This is a genomic window from Streptomyces sp. R33 (genome assembly GCF_041200175.1).
GTDB classification, from domain to species: Bacteria; Actinomycetota; Actinomycetes; order Streptomycetales; family Streptomycetaceae; genus Streptomyces; species Streptomyces katrae_B.
The window spans coordinates 6,711,724-6,726,572 of sequence record NZ_CP165727.1; the positions used below are offsets into that span (position 1 = coordinate 6,711,724).

At 72.6% G+C, this 14,849-nt stretch carries 15 protein-coding genes; 10 read left to right on the forward strand and 5 right to left on the reverse strand.

Annotated features, from left to right (window positions below):
• Positions 1 to 47: 47 nt before the first annotated feature.
• Complete coding sequence (locus AB5J51_RS30840) at positions 48 to 1,256, forward strand: amino acid deaminase/aldolase (protein ID WP_369779131.1); 1,209 nt, start codon at positions 48 to 50, stop codon at positions 1,254 to 1,256.
• Between the two features lie 16 nt (positions 1,257 to 1,272).
• Here AB5J51_RS30840 and AB5J51_RS30845 read toward each other — a convergent pair whose 3' ends face one another.
• The 4 genes from AB5J51_RS30845 to AB5J51_RS30860 form a co-directional block, all read right to left on the reverse strand.
• Positions 1,273 to 2,568 carry an HAD family hydrolase gene (locus tag AB5J51_RS30845; RefSeq protein WP_136224281.1) on the reverse strand — a complete coding sequence of 432 codons (1,296 nt, stop codon included), beginning with the start codon at positions 2,566 to 2,568 and terminating at the stop codon, positions 1,273 to 1,275.
• Positions 2,569 to 2,674: 106 nt separating this feature from the next.
• Positions 2,675 to 3,466: a 3-oxoacyl-ACP reductase gene (locus AB5J51_RS30850; protein ID WP_053785982.1), complete on the reverse strand. Its 792-nt coding sequence runs from the start codon at positions 3,464 to 3,466 to the stop codon at positions 2,675 to 2,677.
• 7 nt (positions 3,467 to 3,473) lie between these two features.
• On the reverse strand, positions 3,474 to 4,820 hold the full coding sequence (locus AB5J51_RS30855) for an aldehyde dehydrogenase (protein ID WP_369779132.1): 1,347 nt from the start codon (positions 4,818 to 4,820) through the stop codon (positions 3,474 to 3,476).
• A gap of 99 nt (positions 4,821 to 4,919) precedes the next feature.
• Entirely contained in the window at positions 4,920 to 6,284 is a 1,365-nt protein-coding gene (locus AB5J51_RS30860) for a glutamine synthetase family protein (RefSeq protein WP_053785983.1), read from the reverse strand.
• Positions 6,285 to 6,361: 77 nt separating this feature from the next.
• On the opposite strand from AB5J51_RS30860, the gene AB5J51_RS30865 reads away from it, so the two are divergent.
• The 6 genes from AB5J51_RS30865 to AB5J51_RS30890 all read left to right on the forward strand — a co-directional run bounded on the left by AB5J51_RS30865 (position 6,362) and on the right by AB5J51_RS30890 (position 12,375).
• Positions 6,362 to 7,108 (forward strand): FadR/GntR family transcriptional regulator, encoded by a 747-nt coding sequence (locus AB5J51_RS30865; protein WP_053785984.1) that lies wholly within the window; start codon positions 6,362 to 6,364, stop codon positions 7,106 to 7,108.
• A gap of 135 nt (positions 7,109 to 7,243) precedes the next feature.
• On the forward strand, positions 7,244 to 8,713 hold the full coding sequence (gene eat, locus AB5J51_RS30870) for an ethanolamine permease (protein WP_240805292.1): 1,470 nt from the start codon (positions 7,244 to 7,246) through the stop codon (positions 8,711 to 8,713).
• 32 nt (positions 8,714 to 8,745) lie between these two features.
• On the forward strand, positions 8,746 to 9,450 hold the full coding sequence (locus AB5J51_RS30875) for a gamma-glutamyl-gamma-aminobutyrate hydrolase family protein (RefSeq protein ID WP_369779133.1): 705 nt from the start codon (positions 8,746 to 8,748) through the stop codon (positions 9,448 to 9,450).
• Positions 9,451 to 9,674: 224 nt separating this feature from the next.
• Positions 9,675 to 10,451, forward strand: a complete 777-nt coding sequence (locus tag AB5J51_RS30880; RefSeq protein WP_053785986.1) for a hypothetical protein — start codon at positions 9,675 to 9,677, stop codon at positions 10,449 to 10,451.
• Positions 10,448 to 11,632, forward strand: a complete 1,185-nt coding sequence (gene mycP, locus AB5J51_RS30885; RefSeq protein ID WP_369779134.1) for a type VII secretion-associated serine protease mycosin — start codon at positions 10,448 to 10,450, stop codon at positions 11,630 to 11,632. The genes AB5J51_RS30880 and mycP overlap by 4 nt, the downstream gene beginning before the upstream one ends.
• A gap of 2 nt (positions 11,633 to 11,634) precedes the next feature.
• The gene (locus tag AB5J51_RS30890; RefSeq protein WP_053785988.1) at positions 11,635 to 12,375 is read left to right on the forward strand and encodes an SseB family protein; all 741 of its coding nucleotides are present in this window, start codon (positions 11,635 to 11,637) and stop codon (positions 12,373 to 12,375) included.
• Positions 12,376 to 12,450: 75 nt separating this feature from the next.
• Here AB5J51_RS30890 and AB5J51_RS30895 read toward each other — a convergent pair whose 3' ends face one another.
• Positions 12,451 to 12,837: a DUF1844 domain-containing protein gene (locus tag AB5J51_RS30895; protein ID WP_030294398.1), complete on the reverse strand. Its 387-nt coding sequence runs from the start codon at positions 12,835 to 12,837 to the stop codon at positions 12,451 to 12,453.
• Positions 12,838 to 13,237: 400 nt separating this feature from the next.
• Between AB5J51_RS30895 and infC the strand changes: the two genes are divergently transcribed.
• The 3 genes from infC to rplT all read left to right on the forward strand — a co-directional run bounded on the left by infC (position 13,238) and on the right by rplT (position 14,741).
• Positions 13,238 to 13,945, forward strand: coding sequence for a translation initiation factor IF-3 (gene infC, locus AB5J51_RS30900; protein WP_078987261.1), 708 nt, complete (start codon positions 13,238 to 13,240; stop codon positions 13,943 to 13,945).
• 104 nt (positions 13,946 to 14,049) lie between these two features.
• Positions 14,050 to 14,244 carry a 50S ribosomal protein L35 gene (rpmI, locus tag AB5J51_RS30905; protein WP_030294400.1) on the forward strand — a complete coding sequence of 65 codons (195 nt, stop codon included), beginning with the start codon at positions 14,050 to 14,052 and terminating at the stop codon, positions 14,242 to 14,244.
• Positions 14,245 to 14,348: 104 nt separating this feature from the next.
• Positions 14,349 to 14,741: a 50S ribosomal protein L20 gene (gene rplT / locus AB5J51_RS30910; protein ID WP_008741875.1), complete on the forward strand. Its 393-nt coding sequence runs from the start codon at positions 14,349 to 14,351 to the stop codon at positions 14,739 to 14,741.
• The last annotated feature ends 108 nt before the right edge of the window (positions 14,742 to 14,849 follow it).

A 14,849-nucleotide genomic window follows, 5' to 3' on the forward strand; every position in this document is an offset into this window, starting at 1 on the left:
GCCGCATACCCCTACCCACCGGTAGAAGCATCTGGCAGGCTGCCGCCATGAATCTTCCCGCCGGTGGAGACAGGGCCCGGTACGACCGGGCCACCGCGCATCTCGACGCGCCCCTGGCCATCGTCGATCTCGCCGCGTTCGACGCCAACGCGGACGATCTCGTCCGCCGGGCCGGCGGCAAGCCGATCCGCGTCGCCAGCAAGTCCGTCCGCTGCCGCGCGCTCCTCGAACGGGTCCTCGCCCGGCCCGGGTTCGCCGGGATCATGTCGTACACCCTCGCCGAGTCGATCTGGCTGGCCCGGTCGGGGTTCGAGGACGTGCTGCTGGCCTATCCGTCCGCCGACCGCGCCGGATTCGCCGAGCTGGCGGGCGACCCCAAGCTGGCCGCGGCCGTCACCGTCATGGTCGACGACCCCGCCCAGCTGGAGCTGATCGACACCTCCCGGGACGGCGCCGGCCCGCACGAGATCCGCGTCTGCCTCGAACTCGACACCGCGCTCCACCTGTTCGGCGGCCGGTTCCGCGTCGGCGCCCGCCGGTCACCGCTCCGCGACCCCGCCGCGCTCGCGGACCTCGCCCGTACGGTCTGCGCCCGGCCCGGCTTCCGCGTCGTCGGGATCATGGGCTACGAGGGCCACGTCGCCGGCGTCGGAGACGCCCTCGCGGGTCGCCCCTTCCGCTCCCGCGCCATCCGGCTCATGCAGGCCACCGCCCGCAAGGAACTCGCGGCCCGCCGCGCCGAAGCCGTACGGGCCGTCCGCGCCGTCGTCCCGGACCTGGAGTTCGTCAACGGCGGCGGCACCGGCAGCGTCCAGCAGACCGCCGCCGAGGACGCCGTCACGGAGATCGCCGCCGGCTCGGGGCTCTACGTACCGCGGCTGTTCGACAACTACACGTCCTTCCGCGGCCGCCCCGCCGCGCTCTTCGCCCAGCCGGTGGTGCGCAGGCCCGGCGTCGGCGTGGTCACCGTGCTCGGCGGCGGCTACCCCGCCTCCGGCGCCGCCGGCGCGGACCGGCTCCCGGAGCCGTACCTGCCGCAGGGCCTGCGCTACGACCCCCAGGAGGGGGCCGGCGAGGTGCAGACCCCGCTGCTCGGCAGCCCGGCCGACGATCTGCTGATCGGCGACCGGGTCTGGTTCCGGCACGCGAAGGCCGGGGAGCTGTGCGAACGGTTCGAGTCGCTGCACCTCGTCGAGGGTGACCGGGTGACGGCCACCGTCCCGACCTACCGGGGTGAGGGGCGCACCTTCCTCTAGTACGCCTGGTACACGCTTAGTACGCCTGGTACACGCTGTCCGTCTGGTCCGGGATGACGCTCGTGTCGCCCCGGCGGACGGGGCCCGCCGTGCCGTCATGGTCCACGTAGCCGGCGGTGGAGCACGGGTACGGCGCGCTCTTCTGCTTCTTCGGCTCGATGAACATCGGGTTCACGATCCACTTGCCGTCGCTGTTGTCGTACGCACGGCACATCAGCTCGTTCTTGTTCCGGTTCACGACCAGCCGCAGCGCGGTCGCGTCCCGCAGGAACGAGATGTCGGTGTCGGAGTCGCCCGCGGCGAACACCTGGCGGCGGGCGGCCGGCTGGACCTTCTCGGCGGCCGCGCCGCGCACCCCGAAGATCTCCTTGTTGATCCAGCAGCGCTTGCCGTCGATGTACGTGATCATCGTGTCGGCGCCGTCCTCCACCGACCCGCAGCCCTGCAGGTGCGCGGTGAACTTCCCGCCGGACGCGGTCGTGTTGCGGATGCCGATGACGTGGCCCGCGTCGACGCCGACCCCCTTGGCCCACACCTCGACGACCGGCTGCGGCGAGGCCGAGCTGATCCAGACGTCGAAGCCGGCCTTCTGCAGGCCGGCCATGAGGTCCTTCTGCTGGTCGTAGTAGCGGACCCAGCCGGTGGCGCTACCGGTGCCGACCTGCTGCTTGGCGCCGACCGGCGCGGCCAGGTTCTCGGCCTGCGCGGCGGCCGCGAAGCCGCGGACCTCGCGTGCGGTCCAGCCCTGCATCAGCTGCGGCAGCCAGGCGTACGCGGGCTCGATGGTGCGGTGGTCCCAGCCGGCGAAGGCGGCGGCGCCCGAGCGGGTCGCGGCGGTGCCGTAGACGGCGGCGAGTTCGTCGGCGCAGCCCGCGCCCTCGGGGGTGCCGGTGGGCAGCGGGGCGCCGGGGCGGGCGAGGGCGCCGCACGCGTCGGCGAGCGCCCGCGCGGCGGCCGGGGTGAGGTAGCGGCTGGTGGCGGTCCAGTCCCCGGCGGCCGGCAGCCGGATCTTGCCGTTCCGCAGCAGCCAGTACATGGTGGCGTCGCCGACGTCGTTCTTGACGACGGTGTTGTCCCAGTCGAAGACGGCGACGGGCTTGTTGCGGTTCGGCCGGTACGGGTTGCACTTCCCGTACTCGTCGATCAGCTGCTGGAGCCTGGCCTGGTTGTCCCCGTACCAGCCGGCGGCGAGCTGCGGGGTGGTGCAGCGGGCCGCCTGGGCGGCGGGGGCGGTGGCGACGAGGGTGCCGGCGGCGATCGCGGCGGCGGCGCCGACGGCCTGGAGCCGTCGTGCGGTGCTACGTGGGGTCACTGAGGTGAACACTCCCTCTTTCTCGCGGGCGTACGGAGGTCGTCGGATCGTGGAACAGCCGGGCGTCGTGCGACGCCCGGCTGTCGGGGGATGCGGCTCGGGCCGGCTACAGCGGCGTGACGTACGCGCCCGAGATGCCGCCGTCGACCAGGAAGTCGGTGGCGTTGATGAACGAGGAGTCGTCGCTCGCGAGGAACGCGACGGCGGCGGCGATCTCGGTGGGCTCGGCGAACCGGCCCAGCGGGATGTGCACGAGACGGCGGGCCGCCCGCTCCGGGTCCTTGGCGAACAGCTCCTGCAGCAGCGGGGTGTTGACCGGCCCCGGGCACAGGGCGTTGACGCGGATGCCCTCGCGGGCGAACTGCACGCCGAGCTCGCGGGACATGGCGAGCACGCCGCCCTTGGAGGCGGTGTAGGAGATCTGCGAGGTCGCGGCGCCCATGATGGCCACGAAGGACGCCGTGTTGATGATCGAGCCGCGGCCCTGGCGCTGCATGTAGGGCAGGGCGGCCTTGCAGCACAGGTACACGGAGGTGAGGTTGACGTCCTGGACCCGCTTCCAGGCCTCGAGACCGGTGGTGAGGATCGAGTCGTCGTCCGGGGGCGAGATGCCCGCGTTGTTGAAGGCGATGTCGACGGAGCCGTAGGTGTCGAAGGCGGTCTTGAAGAGGGCCTCGACCTCCTCCGGGCTGGTGACGTCGACCTTCACGAACAGGCCGTTCACCTCTTCGGCGGCGGCCTTGCCGGCCGTCTCGTCGATGTCGGCGCAGACCACGTTGGCGCCCTCGGAGGCCAGACGGCGGGCGGTGGCCAGGCCGATGCCGCTGCCGGCTCCGGTGATGACGGCGGTACGGCCGACCAGGCGGCGGCAGACGATCTCGGTGTCAGAAGTGGTCATGGTGTGCTCAGGCCTCCGTGCTGATGAAGACGTTCTTGGTCTCGGTGAATGCGGTGAGGGCGTCGGGTCCGAGCTCGCGGCCGAGTCCGGACTGCTTGTAGCCGCCGAAGGGGGTCCAGTAGCGGACACTGCTGTGGGAGTTGACGGACAGGTTGCCCGCGGAGACGGCGCGCGAGACGCGCAGCGCGCGGCCGACGTCGCGGGTCCAGAGGGAGCCGGAGAGCCCGTACTCGGTCGCGTTGGCCAGCCGTACGGCGTCCTCCTCGTCCTCGAAGGGGAGGACGACGGCGACCGGGCCGAAGACCTCCTCGGCCGCCACGGGCGCGGTGGGGGCGACGTCCGTGACGAGGGTCGGCGGGTACCAGAAGCCGGGGCCCTCGGGGGCGGTGCCGCGGATCGCGGTGAGGTCGTCGGTGACGTACGACCGTACGCGGTCCAGCTGCACGCGGGAGATCAGCGGCCCCATCTGGGTCTTCTCGTCGGCGGGGTCACCGACGCGGACGCCCTCGATCCCGGGGGCGAGCAGCTCCAGGAACCGGTCGTAGGCGGAGCGCTGGACCAGGATCCGGGTGCGGGCGCAGCAGTCCTGGCCGGTGTTGTCGAGGAAGGACATGGGAGCCGCGGCAGCAGCGGCCTCCAGGTCCGCGTCGGCGAAGACGATGTTCGGGCTCTTGCCGCCGAGTTCGAGGGTGACCCGCTTCACGCGGTCGGCGCACTTGGCCATGATCTGCTTGCCGACCGGGGTGGACCCCGTGAAGACGATCTTCGCGACGCCCGGGTGCTCGACGAGCGCGTCTCCGGTGACCGTCCCGCGGCCGGGGAGCACCTGGAAGAGGTGTTCGGGGATCCCGGCTTCGAGGGCGAGTTCGGCGAGGCGCAGCGCGGTGAGCGGGGTGGTCTCGGCGGGCTTGAGGAGGACGGCGTTGCCCGCGGCCAGGGCCGGGGCCAGGCCCCAGGCGGCGATCGGCATGGGGAAGTTCCACGGGGCGATCACGCCGATGACGCCGAGGGGCTCGAGGAAGGTGACGTCGATGCCGCCGACGACGGGGATCTGCCGGCCGGAGAGCCGTTCCACTCCGCCGGCGGCGAATTCGAGCAGGTCACGGACGTTGCCGGCTTCCCAGCGGGCGTTGCCGACGGTGTGCCCGGCCTCGCGGACCTCCAGCTGGGCCAGTTCCTCGATGTGCCCGTCGACGACCGCGGCGAAGCGGCGCAGCAGCCTGGCCCGGTCGGCGGGGGCGGCCGCCGCCCAGCCGCGCTGGGCCGCGGCGGCCCGCGCGACGGCGGTGTCGACATCGTCCCGTGTGGCGGCCGGGACGATGGCGACGATTTCCTCGGTGGCCGGATTCAACACTGTCAGACTGTCGGGGGCCAGCACATCGGACACGTGGTGCCTCACAGATTCTCGGTTCGGTGGCGTGCGTGGCGCGCCGTGGCGTGCGCCGCGCGGTGGCTACAGGCGCTCGAAGGAGCGGCGCAGCTCCCAGTCGGTGACCGCGGAGTCGTACGCGTCCAGTTCGACGCGCGCCATGTTGCGGTAGTGGGCGACCACCTCGGGGCCGAAGGCGGCCTTGGCGATCTCGCTGTTCTCCCAGAGCTCCGCGGCCTCGCGCAGGGTGGTGGGAACGTGCGCGAAGTCGGCGGTGTACGCGTTGCCCGCGCAGGCCTCCGGCAGCTCGAGGCGGTTCTCGACGCCGTAGAGCCCGGCCGCGACCAGGCCGGCGACGGCGAGGTACGGGTTGACGTCCCCGCCCGGGAGGCGGTTCTCGAAGCGCATGGAGCGGCCGTGGCCGACGACCCGGAGCGCGCAGGTCCGGTTGTCCACGCCCCAGGCGACGGCGGTCGGCGCGAAGGATCCCGGCCGGAAACGCTTGTAGGAATTGATGTTCGGGGCGTAGAGAAGGGAGAAGTCGCGCAGCGCGGCCAGCTGTCCGGCCAGGAAGTGCCGCATCACCGGTGACATCCCGCCCGGGCCGTCACCGGCCATCGCGTTGTGCCCGTCGGCATCGCCCAGCGAGAGGTGGATATGGCAGGAGTTGCCCTCGCGCTCGTCGAACTTGGCCATGAAGGTGAGCGAGACACCCTCCTGGGAGGCGATCTCCTTCGCCCCGGTCTTGTAGACGGCGTGCTGGTCGCAGGTGGTCAGCGCCTCGTCGTAGCGGAAGGCGATCTCGTGCTGGCCGAGGTTGCACTCGCCCTTCGCGGACTCGACGGTCAGGCCCGCGGCCTGCATCTCGTTGCGGATGCGGCGCAGCAGGGGCTCGATGCGGCCGGTCCCGAGGACGGAGTAGTCGATGTTGTACTGGTTGGCGGGGGTCAGGCCGCGGTAATTGGCGTTCCAGGCCTGCTCGTAGGTGTCCTGGAAGACCATGAACTCCAGCTCGGTGCCGACCATGGCCGTGTACCCGTGCCCGGCGAGGCGCTCGAGCTGGCGGCGCAGGATCTGCCGGGGCGCGGCGACCACGGGCGAGCCGTCGTTCCAGGCGAGGTCGGCGAGGAGGAAGGCACTGCCCGGGTTCCACGGGATCCGGCGCAGGGTCGCGAGGTCGGGGTGCATGGCGAAGTCGCCGTAGCCCCGGTCCCAGGAGGACATCTCGTATCCGTCGACGGTGTTCATGTCCGTGTCGACGGCGAGGAGGTAGTTGCACCCCTCGGTGCCGTGCGCGAGGACCTCGTCGAGGAAGAACTGTGCGGCGAACCGCTTGCCCTGGAGCCGCCCCTGCATGTCGGGGAAGGCCAGGACCACGGTGTCGATCTCGCCGCTCGCCACGAGAGCGCGGAGCTCCTCGGGCGCGAGCGGCGGCTTGCGGTCTACCACTGGAATCTCTCCTTCGGTGAGCCGAGGAGGCCTAAGGTATTGAATAGAACCATTGCTTGGGAAGGGGAGGAGCCGAGATGACCGACACGGCGAGCGAAGGCGGCGCGATCGCGCGGCTGAATCCGGTGCTGCGGCAGGTGCGGGCGGGCAACGGTTTCGAGGAGGCGCTGGAGCAGATCCTCCAGGTGGTCCGGCTGGGGCTGGTGCCGGGCGGGGAGCGGCTTCCGCCCGAGCGGGAGCTGGCGGAGCGGATGGGGATCAGCCGGGTCACCCTGCGCGAGGTGCTGAAGGTGCTCCAGGACCAGGGCCTGGTGGAGGCCCGGCGCGGGCGGTACGGCGGAACGTTTGTGCTCCCGCGCCCCGACACCCCCGTCGGCGGCACCGAGGACGAGCTGCGCCGGCGCGTGGTGGGCGTGGACATCGAGGACGTCCTGCGGTTCCGCGAGGTCCTGGAGGTGGGTGCGGCCGGGCTGTGCGCCTCCCAGGGGCTGACCGAGGAGGGCGCCGAGCGCCTGCTCGGCGCGCTGACCGCCACCCATGACGCACCGCTGCCCGACTACCGCCGCCAGGACACCCTCTTCCACCTCACCCTGTGCGAGCTCGCCGGATCCGCCACCCTCACGGCCCAGTACGCCGCCGTCCGGGCCACCGTGAACGACCTGCTGGACTGCATCCCGCTGCTGGTGCGCAACCTGGAGCACTCGCAGCAGCAGCACTCCGCGCTCGTGGAGGCGGTGCTGGAGCGGAACGCGGACGCGGCGCGCGAGGTGATGCGCGAGCACTGCTGCGGAACGGCCGCGCTGCTGCGGGGGTTTCTGGCCTAGAGGGTGTCGTCGAAGTCGGGTGCGGGCGTGGCTCGTGAGGCTTTCGTAACCCTTGTTTAACGCAGGGGTCTTGCGCTCTCCACTCCGCTACGGCAAAGGTACGCCCCACAACCATTGCCCTAGGCAGGAGCGCACATGGCCGACGACACCGAGGCACGGCTCGCAGCCGTACCCGAACCCACCACGTCCCCCGAGGGCGGCGACGGTTACCTGGAACGCCGTACGCTCCGCCGCGGCAGTGCCGGCTGGCTGCTGCTGACCGGCCTCGGCGTCGCGTACGTCGTCTCCGGCGACTTCTCCGGCTGGAACGTCGGCCTCGCCCAGGGCGGCTTCGGCGGGCTCGCCATCGCCACCGCCCTGATGGGCGCGATGTACGCCTGCCTCGTCTTCTCCCTCGCGGAACTGTCCGCGATCCTGCCGACGGCCGGCGGCGGCTACGGCTTCGCCCGCCGGGCGCTCGGCACCTGGGGCGGCTTCCTCACCGGCACCGCGATCCTCATCGAGTACATCCTGGCCCCGGCCGCCATCGCGATCTTCATCGGCGACTACGTCGAATCCCTCAACCTCTTCGGCCTCACCTCGGGCTGGCCGGTCTACCTCGCCTGCTTCGCGATCTTCATCGGCATCCACCTGTGGGGCGTCGGCGAGGCGCTGCGCTTCTCCCTCGTCGTCACCGCGATCGCCGTGCTCGCCCTGATCGTCTTCGCGCTGGGCGCCTTCACCGAGTTCGACCCCTCGAACCTCGACGACATCGCCGTGGACACCACCGCCGCCGGCTCCAGCTCGTGGCTGCCGCTGGGCGTCCTCGGCATCTGGGCCGCGTTCCCCTTCGGCATGTGGTTCTTCCTCGGCGTCGAGGGCGTACCGCTGGCCGCCGAGGAGGCCAAGGACCCGGTCCGCTCCATGCCGCGGGCCCTGTCGATCTCCATGGGCATCCTCGTCCTGCTCGCGCTGGTCACCTTCCTCGCCTCGACCGGAGCGCGCGGCGCCGACGCCATCAAGGACGCCGGGAACCCCCTGGTCGTCGCCCTCGAAGGCGACCCGGGCCTGTCCTGGCTGAAGACCTTCGTCAACTACGCGGGCCTGGCCGGGCTCGTCGCCTCGTTCTTCTCCCTCATCTACGCCGGCTCGCGCCAGCTGTTCGCCCTTTCCCGCGCCGGCTACCTGCCGCGCTTCCTGTCCCTCACCTCGAAGCGCAAGGCCCCGTACCTGGGCCTGCTCATCCCCGGCGCGATCGGCTTCGCGCTCGCCGCGGCCACCGGGAACGGCCCGCGCATGCTCAACATCGCGGTGTTCGGCGCGACCATCTCGTACGCGCTGATGGCCCTCTCCCACATCGTGCTCCGCAAGCGGGAGCCGGGCCTGGAGCGCCCCTACCGCACGCCGGGCGGCATCGCCACCTCCTCGGTGGCCTTCGTCCTCGCCCTCTCGGCGCTCGTCGCCACCTTCCTGGTGGACAAGGACGCGGCGTTCATCGCACTGGGTGTGTACGCCGTCGCCCTCGCCTACTTCGCCCTCTACAGTCGGCACCACCTGGTGGCCTCCGCGCCGGAGGAGGAGTTCGCTGCGCTGGCGGAGGCCGAGGCCGAACTCACCCGAGACTGACCTTCGTTCACCGTTCCTTGGAGGGAGCAACAGTGCCCAGGCCGCTCATCGGCATCACGACCTACGTGGAGGAATCCACCCGCTACGGGGTGTGGGACGTCGCGACGTCCCTCGTACCCACCGGGTACTACGAACTCGTCCAGGCGGCGGGCGGCGCGGCCGTGCTGCTCCCGCCGGACGAGCCCGGATCGGCGGCGGAGGTGCTGAGCCGGCTGGACGGCCTGGTCGTCGCGGGCGGCCCCGACGTGGACCCGGTCCGCTACGGGGCCGAACGCCACCCGCGTACGGGGGCGCCCGCGACGCAGCGGGACGAGTGGGAACTCGCCCTGATCGAGGCGGCCTTGGCGGCGGGCCTGCCGGTGCTGGGCATCTGCCGGGGCATGCAGGCGCTGAACGTGGCCCTGGGCGGCACGCTGGTCCAGCACATCGACGGCCATGCGCAGGCTCCGGGTGTCATGTCCTGGCACCCGGTCCGCCCGGTCCCGGACACGCGGTACGCGGCGCTGGTCCCGGAGGAGGCGGAGGTCCCGACCTACCACCACCAATGCGTCGACCGCCTGGGCCGCGGCCTGATCGCCTCGGCGCATGCGCTCGACGGCACGGTGGAGGCCATCGAACTCCCCGACCCCGCGCACTGGGTCCTCGGCGTCCAGTGGCACCCGGAACGCGACAAGGACACCCGCGTGATGTCCGCCCTGATCGAAGCCGCCGCCCTCGCTCCGGCGGTCCCTGCCTGACTCCGTCCACCCCACTCCGGCCCCTTCGGCCAGGTCCGGCCCCCGCCGGCGTTCGAGGCGCGGGGTCCGGGGCCCGGCTCCCGCGGCGCGCGCTCTCCCGGGCTCCCGCGGTCCGGGCCCGGGGTTGGGGCGGGGCGCCCCCGGGACCGGGACCCGGGGCGGGGGTTCGGGGCCGCGTAGAGTACGGGGAGGCAGCCGTACGGAACGGGGGGCGGAGCCGTCGGATGAGTGCGTCCACACCGCAGACCGCGGTCCTGTCCGAACCCGCGGCCGCATCCGGGCCGGGCCGCCGCGGGTCCGCGCGGGGCGTCGCCGCCGTGGTGTGCGCCCTGGTGGGAATGGGGCTGGTCGGCGGGGCCGGCATCAGCGGCTGGGTCGAACAGCGCGCCGCCCACCGGCCCTTGGCCGCCGGCGCCGCCTACCGCAACGCCGCCTCGCTCTGGCGCGCAACCCCCGTGGACACCCTGTTCCCGCCCGTCCTCGACGGAGCGGAGAGCGGCCCCGGCGGAGCCGACCGCACGTGGACCCGGGTCGCGCTCGCACCCGACGCCGACTGCGGGCCCGCGCTCGCCCCCGACTGGCAGGCGGCCCTCGCCGCCACCGGCTGCACCCGGGTCCTGCGCGCCACCTACACCGACGCCACCCGCAGCTCCCTCGTCACCGTCGGCATGGTCTTCACCCCCGCCGACGCCCCGGCCATGGCGGCCCTGCGGGGACGCCTTCCCGCCCCGCCCGGCTACGGCTTCGCCGACAGCCAGCGCGCCGCGTGGACCGCGTCCGTGCCGTCAGAGGCGCCCGTCGTCGTCTACACCGTCTCCGCGTTCACCGACGGCCGTACGCTGGACGCCCCCCGCCCCGCCGAGGACGTGATGCGCAAGGACGCCACCGGAGCCGTCGCCCAGGCCGGCCTCGGCCACGAGGCCAAGGCCGTCGCCGACCGGATGGAGCGGGCCGTACGCACCCTCGCCGCGCCGCCCGCCCCGCCCGGGACCGGCCGATGAGCCGGCCGGGCGCCACGGCCGCCCTGGTACTCGGCGCCCTCCTCGTCGGCGCCACCGCGCCCCCGGCGGCCGCCGACGCCATCCGCGACCGCCAGTGGGGCCTCACGGCCCTGCGCGCCGAGGAGGCCTGGGGCACCACCCGGGGCAACGGGGTCACCGTCGCCGTCCTCGACACCGGGGTCGACGCCACCCATCCCGACCTGGCCGGCCAGGTCCTCGACGGCGCCGACCTGATCGGCATGGGCGCCGGGCGCGGCGACCGCGCATGGGCCCGGCACGGCACCGCCATGGCCGGCATCATCGCCGGGCACGGCCACGGCGCCAACCGCCGCCAGGGCGTCCTCGGCATCGCCCCGCAGGCGAAGATCCTCCCGATCCGCGTGATCCTCGAAGAGGGCGACCCCGGCCGGGCCAAGGCCCGCGAGAACAAGGGCGGCGCCCTCGCCGAGGGCATCCGCTGGGCCGCCGACCACGGCGCGCACGTGATCAACCTCTCCCTCGGCGACGACAGCGACTCCGCCCACCACGAGGCCGCCGAGGACGAGGCCGTCCAGTACGCCCTCGCCAAGGGCGTGGTCGTCGTCGCCTCGGCGGGCAACGGCGGCCGCCAGGGCGACCACGCCTCCTACCCGGCCGCGTACCCCGGGGTCATCGCCGTCACCGCCGTCGACCGCGGCGGGAAGAAGGCCGCCTTCTCCACCCGCAACTGGTACGCCACCGTCAGCGCGCCCGGCGTCGACGTCGTCATCGCCGACCCCGACCGCTCCTATTACGAGGGCTGGGGCACCAGCGCCGCCGCTGCCTTCGTCTCCGGCGTCGTGGCCCTCGTCAAGGCCGCGCACCCGGACCTGTCCCCAGCACAGATCAAGAAGCTCCTCGAGGACACCGCCTCCGACGCCCCGCCCGGCGGCCGGGACGACTCCCGCGGCCACGGGCTGGCCGACCCCGTCGCAGCCCTCCAGCTCGCCGACACGGTGCGCGGCGAGCCGCCGGTCCCCGCGCCCGTCGCGGCCGGGCAGCCGTACTTCGGCCCCGGCCCCGAGCCGACCCGCGCGGCCGAGCGCGGTGCCCGCGTCGGTGCCCGGGCCGCTGCGGCCGCCGGGCTGGCGCTGCTCGTCCTGGCCGCCGTACTGGCCCGGCGCCCGCGGGGCGCACGGCGGGATCGGGATAGGGTCGGGTAACTGTGGCGAACAAAAACATTCCCGACCCCGGCTTCTCCGACGACGACGGTTCCGCCGACCCCCGGCTGAGCGCGGCCCTGGCCGCCTGGTCCGCGGACCGGGCGAAGGAGCCGGAGGTGCTGGCGGCCCTCAAGGGGGCCCGTCTGCTGGTCCCGGTCGTCGCCGTGCTCGGCGAGGTGGAGACCGACCCGGAGACCGGGCTCAAGCGCGAGAAGACCAGCGACATGGCCGTCCCGACCCTGCGGGCGGGGGACCGGCGGGCGCTGCCCGCGTTCACCTCGACCGCCTCGCTGGCGCTCTGGGACCCGGCGGCCCGGCCGGTGGCCGTCCCGCTGCACCAGGCGCTGGCGGCCGCCGCGCACGAGAAGGCCGACACCGTGGTCCTGGACCTGGCCGGCCCCGTCACCTACCAGCTCACTGGTTCCGCGCTGCTCGCGCTGGCCGAGGGCCGCACCGACGCCGGCCCGCTGGCCGACCCCGCGGTGCGGGAGGCCGTACGGGCCGCCGTCGCCGCCGAGCAGGCGGTACTCCGCGCCCACCTGGGCCCGGGCGGGGCGGACGCAGACGGGACCCTGGCGATCGTCCTGGCACCCGGTGCGCAGGCCCACGCCGCGGCCCGCCGGGTCGCCGAGGCCCTGGCCGCCGACGAGACCCTGCGGGCCCGCCTGGTGCGCGGGCTGGACCTGGCCCTGCTCCCGCAGGAGGCCCCGGCCCCGGCCGGCGAGCCGCTCTTCGCCCGCTGAGCAACGCAATACAGGACACGGAACACGAGAAGGGCCGGGGCATCGCCCCGGCCCTTCCCCGTACGTCCGGGCGGCTCAGCCGAAGACCGGGCCCGTGAACTTCTCGCCCGGCCCCTGGCCCGGCTCGTCCGGCACGATCGAGGCCTCGCGGAAGGCGAGCTGCAGCGACTTCAGGCCGTCGCGCAGCGGAGCCGCGTGGAAGGAGCTGATCTCGGTGGCGCTCGCCGTGACCAGGCCGGCCAGGGCCGTGATCAGCTTGCGGGCCTCGTCGAGGTCCTTGTGCTCGGAGTCCGGCTTGTCCAGGCCCAGGTTGACCGCCGCGGCGCTCAGCAGGTGCACGGCCACCGTGGTGATCACCTCGACCGCGGGCACGTCCGCGATGTCGCGGGTCATGGCGTCGTAGTCGGGAGCGTCCGGCGTGTTGCCGGCCTCGGTGGCGGGGGCGGGGGTCGCGTCAGTCATGCCTCACACGATAAGCCGGGACGCGCGGCCCGCCGACCGGGCCCCGGGCGGACACCGGGGGGACAGCCGGGGGACACCGGACGGGCGGCCTCCGGGTGAGCGGACCCGGCGCGGAATGCTATATTGAGCTGACGACCGGCCGGAGACTTATGTCCCCGGCCCACAAGTGGAGGCTCCGCTCTCCCACCCGACCACCCTCCGGGGCGGCGGGTCACCGGTCAGGTGGCATCCATCGTTCCGTACGGACGATGGAAAGCTGCCCGAGTCTGCGCCCCGCGATCGCACGCGGCGGTGCTCCGGTTGTTTTGGAGCCCCTGCCTGTGCCCGGCGGGGCATTTTTCGTTCTCCGCCGCGGTTGGTCTGACGACATTAGACGTCAGCGGCTGTCTGCCAGGCAGCCGTGTGGTGCTACCGAGGAGGATCCATCAGCACCGAGCCCCGCATCAACGATCGGATTCGTGTCCCTGAGGTGCGACTCGTCGGTCCCAGCGGCGAACAGGTGGGCATCGTCCCGCTTGCGAAGGCGCTTGAGCTCGCGCAGGAGTACGACCTGGACCTGGTCGAGGTCGCGGCGTCTGCACGCCCGCCGGTCTGCAAGCTCATGGACTACGGCAAGTTCAAGTACGAGTCGGCCATGAAGGCCCGTGAGGCGCGCAAGAACCAGGCGCACACGGTCATCAAGGAAATGAAGCTCCGGCCGAAGATCGACCCGCACGACTATGACACCAAGAAGGGTCACGTCGTTCGGTTCCTCAAGCAGGGCGACAAGGTCAAGATCACGATCATGTTCCGTGGTCGCGAGCAGTCCCGGCCGGAACTCGGCTACCGACTGCTGCAGCGTCTCGCTTCGGACGTCGAGGACCTCGGGTTCATCGAGTCGAACCCGAAGCAGGACGGCCGCAACATGATCATGGTCCTCGGTCCGCACAAGAAGAAGACCGAGGCGATGGCCGAAGCCCGCGAGGCGCAGGCCGCCCGTAAGGCCGAGCGCCAGGGTGTCGCCGCCGACGAGGCTCCTTCCCAGGAAGCCCCCGTCGAGGAAGGCACCGAGGTCGCCTCTGCCGAGGTCACCGAGGATGCCTCTCCCGAGGCACCGGCCGAGGCCTGATTCCGGGGCAGCCTGCCTCGGATCACCGACACAACATGACGCTCCCGGGCGCCGGTCCCCCATAGGACCGGCGGGGGCGCCACCGACGAGGAGATAACGGCGCTATGCCGAAGAACAAGACGCACAGCGGTACCAAGAAGCGCTTCAAGATCACCGGCTCCGGCAAGGTGCTTCGTGAGCGCGCCGGTAAGCGCCACCTGCTCGAGCACAAGTCGTCCCGTCTGACCCGCCGCCTCACCGGCACCGCGGAGATGGCCCCCGGCGACGCCGCGAAGATCAAGAAGCTTCTCGGCAAGTGACGTTCGCCGCTCCCCCTGCCGGGAGCGGACGGCGTCAAGACCGGGACCCCATCGAATTCGGGCCGTGTGAAGACACCCACGGCCCCGCTACAAGGAGTTAAAAAGTGGCACGCGTCAAGCGGGCAGTAAACGCCCACAAGAAGCGCCGGGCGATCCTCGAGGCGGCCTCCGGCTACCGCGGTCAGCGTTCGCGCCTGTACCGCAAGGCCAAGGAGCAGGTCACCCACTCGCTGGTCTACAACTTCAACGACCGCAAGAAGCGCAAGGGCGACTTCCGTCAGCTGTGGATCCAGCGCATCAACGCCGCTGCCCGCCAGAACGGCATGACGTACAACCGCCTCATCCAGGGTCTGAAGGCCGCCAACATCGAGGTGGACCGCAAGATCCTCGCGGAGCTGGCCGTCAACGACGCCAACGCTTTCGCCGCGCTCGTCGAGGTTGCGCAGAAGGCGCTTCCGGCCGACGTGAACGCCCCGAAGGCCCCCGCCGCCGCCTAAGCACCACGCGCGCAGCGAGCCCTTCACAGGCTTCAGCCCGGACCCGCAGGCCCCGTGCCTGCGGGTCCGGTGCGTTGTAGCCGATCCACCTGTTTCGACCCGCAGTAC

Coding starts and splice junctions, on each gene's coding strand:
- AB5J51_RS30840 (WP_369779131.1), top strand. CDS start 48: ATGAATCTTCCCGCCGGTGGAGACAGGGCCCGGTACGACCGGGCCACC.
- AB5J51_RS30850 (WP_053785982.1), bottom strand. CDS start 3,466: ATGACCACTTCTGACACCGAGATCGTCTGCCGCCGCCTGGTCGGCCGT.
- AB5J51_RS30865 (WP_053785984.1), top strand. CDS start 6,362: ATGACCGACACGGCGAGCGAAGGCGGCGCGATCGCGCGGCTGAATCCG.
- eat (WP_240805292.1), top strand. CDS start 7,244: ATGGCCGACGACACCGAGGCACGGCTCGCAGCCGTACCCGAACCCACC.
- AB5J51_RS30880 (WP_053785986.1), top strand. CDS start 9,675: ATGAGTGCGTCCACACCGCAGACCGCGGTCCTGTCCGAACCCGCGGCC.
- mycP (WP_369779134.1), top strand. CDS start 10,448: ATGAGCCGGCCGGGCGCCACGGCCGCCCTGGTACTCGGCGCCCTCCTC.
- AB5J51_RS30895 (WP_030294398.1), bottom strand. CDS start 12,837: ATGACTGACGCGACCCCCGCCCCCGCCACCGAGGCCGGCAACACGCCG.
- rpmI (WP_030294400.1), top strand. CDS start 14,050: ATGCCGAAGAACAAGACGCACAGCGGTACCAAGAAGCGCTTCAAGATC.